This is a genomic window from Salinibacter sp., assembly GCF_036626415.1.
Classification (GTDB): domain Bacteria; phylum Bacteroidota; class Rhodothermia; order Rhodothermales; family Salinibacteraceae; genus Salinibacter.
This window is the reverse complement of sequence record NZ_JAZKRW010000116.1, coordinates 1-9,486: the sequence shown is the minus strand read 5'-3', so window position 1 is coordinate 9,486 and position 9,486 is coordinate 1. Positions and strand designations below refer to the sequence as shown.

12 protein-coding genes are annotated in these 9,486 nt (G+C 63.7%); 6 read left to right on the top strand and 6 right to left on the bottom strand.

Going from position 1 to position 9,486, the window contains the following annotated elements:
• Window positions 1-640: HNH endonuclease domain-containing protein (locus V5A20_RS11425; RefSeq protein ID WP_332327380.1), on the top strand; the 640-nt coding region annotated here is incomplete at its 5' end.
• The gene (locus tag V5A20_RS11420; protein WP_332316658.1) at window positions 637-1,524 is read left to right on the top strand and encodes an HIT family protein; all 888 of its coding nucleotides are present in this window, start codon (window positions 637-639) and stop codon (window positions 1,522-1,524) included. The genes V5A20_RS11425 and V5A20_RS11420, both read left to right, overlap by 4 nt.
• 13 nt (window positions 1,525-1,537) lie before the next feature.
• On the opposite strand, the gene V5A20_RS11415 is transcribed toward V5A20_RS11420, so the two are convergent.
• From V5A20_RS11415 to V5A20_RS11400, 4 genes are all read right to left on the bottom strand, one after another.
• Window positions 1,538-1,897 carry a UPF0175 family protein gene (locus tag V5A20_RS11415; RefSeq protein WP_332316659.1) on the bottom strand — a complete coding sequence of 120 codons (360 nt, stop codon included), beginning with the start codon at window positions 1,895-1,897 and terminating at the stop codon, window positions 1,538-1,540.
• A gap of 403 nt (window positions 1,898-2,300) precedes the next feature.
• Complete coding sequence (locus V5A20_RS11410; protein WP_332316660.1) at window positions 2,301-2,495, bottom strand: hypothetical protein; 195 nt, start codon at window positions 2,493-2,495, stop codon at window positions 2,301-2,303.
• 371 nt (window positions 2,496-2,866) lie between these two features.
• Entirely contained in the window at window positions 2,867-3,247 is a 381-nt protein-coding gene (locus V5A20_RS11405) for a hypothetical protein (RefSeq protein ID WP_332316661.1), read from the bottom strand.
• A gap of 246 nt (window positions 3,248-3,493) precedes the next feature.
• Window positions 3,494-3,622, bottom strand: a complete 129-nt coding sequence (locus V5A20_RS11400; RefSeq protein WP_332316662.1) for a hypothetical protein — start codon at window positions 3,620-3,622, stop codon at window positions 3,494-3,496.
• Window positions 3,623-3,723: 101 nt separating this feature from the next.
• Between V5A20_RS11400 and parS the strand changes: the two genes are divergently transcribed.
• Genes parS through V5A20_RS11385 form a run of 3 tightly spaced genes read left to right on the top strand, consistent with a single transcriptional unit; the run spans window position 3,724 to window position 5,004 of the window.
• Window positions 3,724-4,140 (top strand): type II RES/Xre toxin-antitoxin system antitoxin, encoded by a 417-nt coding sequence (parS, locus tag V5A20_RS11395; protein WP_332316663.1) that lies wholly within the window; start codon window positions 3,724-3,726, stop codon window positions 4,138-4,140.
• Between the two features lie 43 nt (window positions 4,141-4,183).
• Entirely contained in the window at window positions 4,184-4,666 is a 483-nt protein-coding gene (locus V5A20_RS11390; protein ID WP_332316664.1) for an RES family NAD+ phosphorylase, read from the top strand.
• A 41-nt stretch (window positions 4,667-4,707) separates the two neighbouring features.
• Window positions 4,708-5,004: a YybH family protein gene (locus V5A20_RS11385; RefSeq protein WP_332327379.1), complete on the top strand. Its 297-nt coding sequence runs from the start codon at window positions 4,708-4,710 to the stop codon at window positions 5,002-5,004.
• Window positions 5,005-5,076: 72 nt separating this feature from the next.
• On the opposite strand, the gene V5A20_RS11380 is transcribed toward V5A20_RS11385, so the two are convergent.
• Both V5A20_RS11380 and V5A20_RS11375 read right to left on the bottom strand, forming a co-directional pair.
• Window positions 5,077-5,439, bottom strand: a complete 363-nt coding sequence (locus V5A20_RS11380) for a DsrE family protein (protein ID WP_332327378.1) — start codon at window positions 5,437-5,439, stop codon at window positions 5,077-5,079.
• A gap of 155 nt (window positions 5,440-5,594) precedes the next feature.
• Complete coding sequence (locus V5A20_RS11375; protein WP_332327377.1) at window positions 5,595-7,961, bottom strand: ATP-dependent helicase; 2,367 nt, start codon at window positions 7,959-7,961, stop codon at window positions 5,595-5,597.
• A 209-nt stretch (window positions 7,962-8,170) separates the two neighbouring features.
• Here V5A20_RS11375 and V5A20_RS11370 point away from each other — a divergent pair.
• Window positions 8,171-9,486: M1 family metallopeptidase (locus V5A20_RS11370; RefSeq protein ID WP_332327376.1), on the top strand; the 1,316-nt coding region annotated here is incomplete at its 3' end.

Here is a 9,486-nt window from a genome sequence, read left to right as displayed (position 1 = left end):
CGTAGCCGTTCCGGGTACAAGTGGAAATCAAAGCTGCCTCGTTGTCCGCCGCGACCTCTGGCGCTCCTTCCAAGATCTATCGCTCTGGGTCGAGGCGTTGTGTATTCACGAATGGTCGCTGTTCACGGAGTCCGTCGACCAGACGGATGAGAGCTACGGGCGAGGGGACATCTTTTCTCTTCTCACTGCCCGTCCCGACAATCGAGTGTCCCTCACCTGGGAGCGCAATCAGATCGACATTCTTCTCATGGAGGGGGAGCACTTTCTGTGCCCGTGGACCGGCACTGAGATCCGCGAGAACGATTCGTACAACCTCGATCATCTCCTGCCCGTCTCGGTGTATCCCATGAATGAGATGTGGAATCTTGCACCTGCGGATCCACGCGTTAACAAGCAGAAAAAGCGGGATCGTATCCCTTCTCAGGAGGCCCTCAAGCGTGCCCGCCCGCGGCTTGCGCGCACTTACGAGAAGTACCGGGAACTAGAGGCGCTAGATGAGGCGTTTCGCAACGACGTTTCCCTTCGATTCTCGTCTCTGCCCTCCGAGGGTGAGACCGTCTCTCAGGAAGTAGCCAAGGCCGCAACCTCGCTCATTGACCGCATCGGGACGTACCGCAATCTGGCCCGATTTGACCCATGAGTCGTCACCACAATCCCAACGCCCACCTCACGGCGAAGGAGCGAGACCGGCCCTCTTTCCCGACCCGCAAGCTCCTCGGACTCGGCCACATCGAGGGCCGCGTGCTGGACTACGGTTGTGGCCACGGAGCCGACGTGGAATTTCTGCAGTCGAAGGGATTTGACGTGGAGGGCTATGACCCCCACTACGCCCCGGAACGGCCTGATGGGAAGTTCGACACGATTCTGTGTCACTATGTCCTCAACGTGCTCATGCAGCGCGAGCAGACGGACGTGCTGATGGATGTCTCGGAGCTGTTGCGATCATCCGGCGCTGCCTTCTACTCAGTTCGGCGTGACTTGCGGCGGGAGGGCTTCCGCCGTCACTACAAGCACGGCGTTCCAACCTATCAGACCAACGTGCGCCTTCCGTTCGAATCGATTCTGCGGACGAAGTTTTGCGAGATCTATCGGTACCGTCCGTATCCCCAGCTCACCATCGACGGCTCGACGGACTGCCCGTTCTGCTCGCCGTCCGCAAACAGTACACTGGTGACGGAGTCTGCACAGGCATATGCACTCGCGGACAAATATCCTGTCACCGACGGACACACCCTCGTGCTGCCGAAGCGACACGTCAACAATTATTTCGAACTCTCGGAGCGCGAGCAGACCGCGTGCCGGATCATGGTCAATCGGGTCCAATCCCGTCTTTGGGACAAACACGCCCCCGATGGATTCAACGTGGGCCTCAACGTCGGCACGGACGCCGGCCAAACCGTCCCTCATGCGCACATCCACGTCATTCCTCGCTACGCGGGAGATGTCGACGATCCGACGGGCGGTGTGCGAAACGTCATCCCCGAGAAAGGCAATTACCTGAGCGGCACAGCGGAGGACTCATGACCCCGTCTCATCGTCATCCAGTCCCCTTCCCGCCGCCAACCAGCTTCCGCACTTCCTCCAGCTGTCGCGCCAGCTCCTCCGCCGTCTCGGTGAAATAGGGGATGCCGTGCCGATCCAGCTCATCGATAAACTCGCTCTTTGTGAGTCCAGCCACTTCGGCGGCCTTGCCCGAGGAGAGTTTCTCTTCCCGAAACAACTCCAGAGCGATTAGCAGCTTGAGCTTGGGTCCAAGTTCCTTTTCCGTCACGTGAAGCGCTCCGAGGAGGTCGCGGGGCAGTTCCAGCTCTACTTTGATGCGTTCCATGTCGACGTGGGGGAGGAGGATGAAGTTGCACGCCTTCCGTTGCACGCAGCGGACGAAGATCCTCGCCATGCCCCCTGCACCGGGCCCAATCCTCCGGGGCTCTCAACTCGCCTCCCGAAGGAGCGATGTGTGTCTCATCGAGTCCCAAGGAGGCAACTCGTCTCTGCGCCGCCGCGACATCGGTCCGTGCAGGCGCCGCCCGAGCGCTTTCGGGCTATTTATTCCTTCACTGCGCTCAGGGGCTCGGGAGGGACTCCCGCGTCGGGTCGTACACGTCGAGCCTGGCCCGCTCTTTCCGAACCAGCGTACACATGACTTCAATGAGGGTCAGGGACGAGGTGGCGACGAGCGGGCCCTACACTAATGCTAATGTTGCTGTGGGCGCGCTGCTCGTCGTGCATCGCCGTGATGACGTGTGACGGCTCTACGCCCGCCGACGTGCAGGCTGAGCCCGTCGCGACGTTCAGGTTGTTCAGGGTGCCCCCTCGTCCGCGTTCCGGATGCGCTCCATGAATCGTTGGTGGGCGGCCGCGCTCTTTTCCCGATAGTATTCGAGCCGCTCTTCCGGGGTCATGTTCTTTACCCGTTCGTATCGCTCGTCCCGGATCCGCCGCGTCATCTCCACAGCATCAATTTCGTTGCCCGTCTCCTCCGAATGATTCTCCATGATGGTTTCCATCTGCCACAGATACTGTCGATCGACCTCCCCTGGGATAGGTGTGCACCCCCAATCTGACTGCAGGACCTTTTCACCTTCCTCCAGCCTCCTCCGGAAATTCGGAAAAGCACGTTATCCTGAGTCCGATTCAGGGGTTTTGGCCTGGTCCTGCCGTTTTCGAAGAGCCTCTGTCCGTTCCTGCCAGTAGGCCAATCGCTCGCTTCGGGACGCACCTTTGAGGCGGTCGTGGATCCGACGGGCGGCCCGTCGCTTCATCTCGACGGCGTCAACGCTTTTCTCCGAGTGTGTCGTCATCATTGATCACCTCACGCGGGGAATGGATGGCAACGGAATTATATCCGTGAAGGGCGTTCACCGCGTTATACTGAGGAATCTTCTGGAAGTGCACGATGTGCTGAAAATTCCAGCTGACGGAGGTCACACCCCTGAACAGTTGCCAGGGCAATGTGCAGCGCATCGTCCTCCCAGGTCGGGGTCAGGATGTTCGCATCCAGGTATGCCTGCTGAAGATCGAGGGCCTCCTCCGTAATCTCTACCACCGTTGCTTCAGGGAGGACAGTTTCGTGGATGGACCACACCTCCAGTGGTGCCTCTTCCAGTTCGTCTTCAACCACCGCCGAGATCACGAGCGAAAAGCGACCGGCCCGCACCTGAGCAAAAAACTGCCGACTGGCCTCTGCAAATTCCTCGTCGTACGGCCCGCCGTAAACGGACGTATCTGCGTAGGTGCGTATCGGCATTGGTTGTCGTGGCTGAGATACGATCCATTCAGTGCGCGCCCCTTTTCAAATTCCTGTTTTTCGAAGTCTCCTTCGGCGCATCTCGGCAACGAAGGGCATCAGTTCAAGATCCCAAAATGAAGACGCAAAGAGCGCCCTTGAAAACCCCCAGACCGGTCCTGGAAATTTAGATTGCCTTGCTTACGGCGCAAAGGCGCGTAGTTGCTCCGCTGCCTCAGCGATCCGCTGCGCGGCTTCAGAAATCTGCTACTCGTCGTTGGCCCGGCTGCTGTGGGCACGTTGCTCGTCGTGCATCCCCGTGATGACGTGGGAGGGCTCTACGTCCGCAAACGTGCAGGCTGAGCCCGTCGCGACAGCCGTCTCCTTCAGGTCCACAATCAGCGCCCGGCTTTCGACTCACGTCACCTGTCGAAACCTCCCTGACAGGTGACAGTGAGCACAGAGCCGTTCAGGTTCAGAAGTCATCTCGTCCCCAAATGCCCTCCTCCGAGACGCCCTCCACGGCCGCATCGATCATCCCCGAAATTGGCACGGATCCAGTCGCCGCCGTGCGAGCTGGTTTACCATACGTTGCACTGGAGCACGTGCGCGACCACCTCAACGCGTCCGACGACCTGTTGGCCCGAGCGCTTGGCGTCTCCGCCCGCACGCTGAAACGGCGTCGTGAAACCGGCACGCTCACCACCGACGAGTCCGATCGACTGGTGCTCTTGGCCGAGATCGTCGCCCTGGCCCGGAAGGCCTTCGACGGCGCCGAACCGGCGCGCGAGTGGCTTCGCACCCCACACTCCATGCTCGGGGGGGACTCTCCGCTCGATCACATGGATACGGTGACGGGCACGGAGGAGGTCAAGACGATGCTCTACCACATCGAATACGGCATGCCCGCGTAGAGCCGCGGCTCACGTAAACGTCGTTCCATTGTTTTCACCTCCCGTGCGCACCATCTGGCGTCTCGAAAAGGAGCGGTATGTGGACACCGCTTTTCGCGGAAAAGGAAGCCTCAAAACCAGTGGCCGGTGGCACCACAAGGGCACCCAGGTCGCCTATGCCAGTGAGCATCCGGGCGTCGCCGTACTGGAGAAGCTCGCCTGGCTGGGGAGCTACGACGGGGCCCGCGAGAGCAGCTACGTGCTTCTCCCCCTTCAGCTCGACCCGGATAAGCACCTGGAAACGCTCGACGAATCGGACCTCCCTGACGACTGGGACACCTTTCCTCATTCTGAGGCCACTCGCGACCTCGGGACCCGCTGGTTCGAGGAGGAGCGCTCCGTCGTCCTCGCTGTGCCGAGTGCGGTTCTTCCGATCGCCAAGAACTATCTGGTCACCCCCTTTCATCCCGACGTCCACGAGCTCGAGCGCGGCAATCCCGTCCCCTTCTCCTGGAACGCCCGCCTCTTCCGGCGGACACAAGCGTAAACCACACCCGGGGTTCCCGCCGGAATCGGTCTTTCTCTACCGTGCCCTCTCCCAACGCGTCCCCCCGTTCGCCCCCCCAACGCATCGCCGACATCTGGGTGCAGGTCTGGAACCGGCGCGACGCGGACCGCCTGGCCGCCCTGTTCGAGGACGACGCCGAGTTCGGGAACGGGATCGGGCTGTGGTGGCGCGACCGTGAGGCGATCCGCCGGGCGCACGACTCCGGCCTCCGCACCATTTTTAACCCGTCGACCATCTCGCTGGTGGACCGACGCGTGCGGTGGCTCATGGGTGGGCCCAGAACACGGACGTGGGGCAAGGCGCGGAAACGAACGTGATCAACGACCAGGGCCGAATGCAATCCGTTCGCTACCGTGCCCCTAGCGACTCGGTGTAGTACCCAGATGTCGCTAAAACGTCATCGTCGTGTCGTGCGCGGCGGCCTGACGCGCCAGGTCGTCGGCCCCGCCGAACGTGGCCCAGGGCGCGAGGTCGGCCTCCGTGATGCCGCGCACCTCCGCACACGGCGTGCAAACGACGAACTCGTCGAGCACATCGTTGTCCAGCAGGGCATCGAGCACCGCCTGCACGGTGGGCAGGCCCGGCGCCTTGAGCTCGGACAGGTTGGCATGGCCGGGAGCGCCGAGGTAGGTGGCCTCCTGCATCGCAAACATGGCCACCGTCTCGCCGCGGGTCATGGCCCCCTTGCCGGCGATGAAGGGAAGGACGGCCTTTGTGGCGTTGTCGGGGCCGATCGTTGTGAGTATATGCATGGCGTTGTTTCCTGATTGGATAATATCTGCTTGCGCCGCGGACTAAGCTGCAAGATTCCAGCGTCACATAACGTTCAACGCTGAATGTTCAACGCTGAACGGAAAGTGGGCAGCCCCCGAGAAAGGCGGCTCTTCTCAAACGCATTGCCTGCCAGCTATCCGATGACGCGGAGGTTCGCATATTTGAGCTTCAGCTTCTTGTTGCCCACGTCGGTGCCGAAGAAGACGACCGCGGCCGCCTTTTCGCCTTCGCCCTCCACGGACTGCACCTTGCCCTGCCCAAACGTCTGGTGCTCCACCCGGGCCCCCGGCACGATCTCGCCGTGCCCCTCGTCGTACACCACGCGCCGCCCGCCGCCCCCGTCGGTCGACTCAATGCGCCGGAGGCCGTCCGAGGAGGAGCGGCTGGACCCGTCCCCACTCAGGTCCTGGCGGTAGTAGTGCGGGTCCATCTCGTCGTACTCCTGGCCGCCGTCGGAGCCGCCCCCCGCCGAGAAGCGGTCGGTCTGCTGCTCCAGCTCGCCGCCCGCCTCCGTGCGCACCACGTCGGAGTCGACCTCTTCTAGGAACCGACTGCGCGTGTTGGAGGTCTGTTCGCCGTAGCGGTAGCGGCTGCGCGCCCAGCTGAGGTAGAGGCGCTGCTCGGCCCGCGTGACGCCGACATAGAAGAGGCGCCGCTCTTCCTCCAGCTCCGCCTTCTCCTGCGTGGCTTTTTCGAGCGGAAAGAGGCCCTCCTCCAGCCCGGCGACGAAGACGACCGGATACTCGGTCCCCTTCGCGGCGTGAAGCGTCATGAGCGTCACCTTGTCGTCCTCGTCCCCCGCCTCGTCCTGGTCGGTCATGAGGGCCACCTCCTGCAGAAACGTGCTGATGGTGGCGTCCTCGGCGGACTCCACGTACTCGGCCAGCGCGCTGATCAGCTCCTGCACATTTTCCCAGCGCTGCAGGTTTTCGCGGGTGTGCTCCTTGCGCAGCTCGCTGAGGAGGCCCGCGTCCTGGATCAGGTCCCGCGCCAGCTCATCGGGCGGCACGCTGCCCGTGCCCGCCTTCGAGGCGTAGCGCGCGATGAGGCGCCGAAACGTGCCCACGGCCCGCTCGGCGCGGGTGCCCAGCGTCTCGATCTCCTCCACCCGTTCCACCGCCTGCCACAGGGAAAGGCCATTCTCTTGGGCATAGCGCTGGAGGCGCGCCTGCGTCTTGTCGCCGATGCCCCGCGTGGGGTAGTTGATGATCCGCTGCAGGCTGGCCGTGTCGTTCGGGTTCACCAGCAGCTTCAGGTACGCGAGCACGTCCTTGATCTCCTTCCGCTCGTAGAAGGAGGTGCCCCCGATCACGCGGTACGGCACGTTCTCTTTGCGGAGCGCCTCCTCGATGGCGCGGCTCTGCGCGTTGGTGCGGTAGAGGACCGCAAAGTCGCCGTACTCCATCCCCTCCCGCAGCTGAAGGTCGCGGACCCGACGCTCAATCTTCTGCGCCTCGTCCTTTTCGCTGAGCGCCTCCATGAGCGCCACGTACTCCCCCTCCGCGTTGTCCGTCCAGAGGCTCTTCTCAATCTGATCGTCGTTCTCCTCGATGATCGAGTCGGCCAGGCGGATGATGTTCTCGGTGGAGCGGTAGTTGCGCTCCAGCCGGATCGTCGTGGCGTCCGGGTAGTCGTTGTCGAAGTTGAGGATGTTGGTGATGTCGGCCCCGCGGAAGGCGTAGATGCTCTGCGCGTCGTCGCCCACCACGCAGAGGTTCTCATGACGGCCCGAGAGCTTGCGGGCGAGGACGTACTGCGCCTGGTTCGTGTCCTGGTACTCGTCGATGTGGACGTACTGCCACCGGGTCTGATATTTCTCCAGCACGTCCTCGTGCTGCTCGAACAGGTCGATCGGCTTGAGCAGCAGGTCGTCGAAGTCGAGCGCGTTGGCCTGCTTCAGGGCGCGCTCGTAGGCGGGGTACACCTCCGCGACCATCTCCTGCTGGTCCCCCCGCGCCAGCTCCGCGTACTCCTGCGGGCCGATCATTTCGTTCTTGGCACTGGAGATCATGCGCTGGGCCGACCGCGGCTTCACCACGTCGGTGTCGAGGTTGCGCCCCTTCATCTGCTGCCGGATGAGGCGCTTCGAGTCGGACGTGTCGTAGATCGAGAAGTCCTCCGAGTAGCCGAGCTTGTCGCCCTCCCTCCGCAGCAGCCGGGCGAAGGCGGAGTGGAAGGTGCTCACCCACATGCCCTTCGCGTCGTCGCCCACGAGGGCCTCCACCCGCTCCTGCATCTCGCCCGCCGCCTTGTTGGTGAAGGTGAGGGCCAGCACGTCGCGCGGCTGGGCCTTTCCGGTCGCCAGCAGGTACGCGATGCGGTGGGTGAGGGCGCGCGTCTTGCCGGAGCCGGGGCCGGCGATGATCATGACGGGCCCCTCGGTGGTCGTCACGGCCTCGCGCTGCTTTTCGTTGAGGCCGTCGAGGATGCGCTCCTCGGCCTCGGGATCGGGGTCGACCTGGGTCGGGGACGTGGAGCGGCGGATCGGAATGCGACGCATGCGGCGGAACAGGGGTCGGAGTGAGACAGGGACTGGTGCATACCCGTACGTCCAGGGCGCGGTGGCGTTCGGGCGCTGCCTCCACGTCACAGGCCGAAAGTCGCACCCGGCCCTAACTGTGCTTTAACCTTTTCGTCCTTCAAATTTGTCCGCCAAGGAACTAGATTATGGTCTACCAACGCCTTTCTTTACGAACGGATTTTGCCGTCATGCGCCTTCCCTCCCGCCTGCTCGCCAGCATCCTGCTCGCGGCACTCGTCCCCTCCCTGTGCGGCTCGGCCCTCGCCCAGCAAATGCCGGAGGAGGTGCCCCCCCACAACCTCGAATCCTTCGAGCCGGTCGATTTCCCTGACCCGAACCGGTACCGGGACGCGGATGGCAGTCCCGGGCGCGCCTACTGGCAGAACGAGGCCGACTACCAGATCGACGTGGCCCTCGACACGGCCAGCAACCGGGTCACCGGCACCGAGACGATCACCTACACCAACAACGCCCCCGAGGCCCTGGAGCGGCTCTGGGTGCAGCTGGAGCAGAACTACTTCAAGCCCGGCAGCCGCGGCAACATGGCGGTCCCCGACGACGCCCGGTTCAGCGGCTTCTTCGACGAGGCCGGGTACGACCTCTCCAACCTTCGCGTCCAACGGGGGGGCGAGACGACGACGCCCGACACGCTCGTCGACGGCACCCGGATGCGCGTCTCGCTCGACACACCGCTCGCACCTGGCGACAGCCTGCAGTTCTCGTTCGACTTCGAGTACACGCTGCCCGAAGACGGCGCCGACCGGCACGGCCGGATGGACATGGAGGACGGCACGGTGTACCAGTTCGCGCAGTGGTACCCGCGGATGTATGTCTACGACGACGTCCACGGCTGGAACCCGCTGCCCTACCTGGGCCAGGGCGAGTACTACCTGGAGTATGGCACCTTCGAGGTCAACATCAATGTGCCCCATGACATGATCGTGGCCGCCACGGGGCGCCTCCAGAACCCCGGCGACGTGCTCACCGAGACGCAGCGCGACCGCCTGGACGAGGCACGTGACAGCCGCGAGACGGTCATGATCATCGACAGCACCGAGGTCGGCCGCCCCGAGACCCGTCCCGACGGGGCGGGGCGCCTCACGTGGCAGTACGAGGCCGACCGGGTGCGCGACTTCGCGTGGGCGGCCTCCCGTGCTTTCCTCTGGGACGCCGCACGGGCCGACGCCGGCGGCCGCACGGTGCTCGCCCAGTCGCTCTACCCAAGGGAGGGCCTCGGCTCCGACCAGGAGCCCGGCTGGGAGCGGTCGACCGCCTTCACACAGCACTCCGTCGAGTTCTATTCCGATTTCGTGGCGCCCTACCCCTACCCGAACGCGATCAACGTGGCCGGGCGGGTGGCCGGCATGGAGTATCCGCAGATCGTGTTCTGCGACGTCACCTCGCGGGGGCGCTCCCTCTTTCAGGTCACCGACCACGAGTTCGGGCACGCCTGGTTTCCGATGGTCGTGGGGTCCGACGAGCGCCGCTGGGCGTGGATGGACGA

What these genes read in the sequence shown, in the direction of transcription:
- parS (WP_332316663.1), top strand. Translation starts at nt 3,724, where the DNA reads ATGCCCTCCTCCGAGACGCCCTCCACGGCCGCATCGATCATCCCCGAA.
- V5A20_RS11405 (WP_332316661.1), bottom strand. Translation starts at nt 3,247, where the DNA reads ATGCCGATACGCACCTACGCAGATACGTCCGTTTACGGCGGGCCGTAC.
- V5A20_RS11380 (WP_332327378.1), bottom strand. Translation starts at nt 5,439, where the DNA reads ATGCATATACTCACAACGATCGGCCCCGACAACGCCACAAAGGCCGTC.
- V5A20_RS11415 (WP_332316659.1), bottom strand. Translation starts at nt 1,897, where the DNA reads ATGGCGAGGATCTTCGTCCGCTGCGTGCAACGGAAGGCGTGCAACTTC.
- V5A20_RS11410 (WP_332316660.1), bottom strand. Translation starts at nt 2,495, where the DNA reads ATGGAGAATCATTCGGAGGAGACGGGCAACGAAATTGATGCTGTGGAG.
- V5A20_RS11375 (WP_332327377.1), bottom strand. Translation starts at nt 7,961, where the DNA reads ATGCGTCGCATTCCGATCCGCCGCTCCACGTCCCCGACCCAGGTCGAC.
- V5A20_RS11420 (WP_332316658.1), top strand. Translation starts at nt 637, where the DNA reads ATGAGTCGTCACCACAATCCCAACGCCCACCTCACGGCGAAGGAGCGA.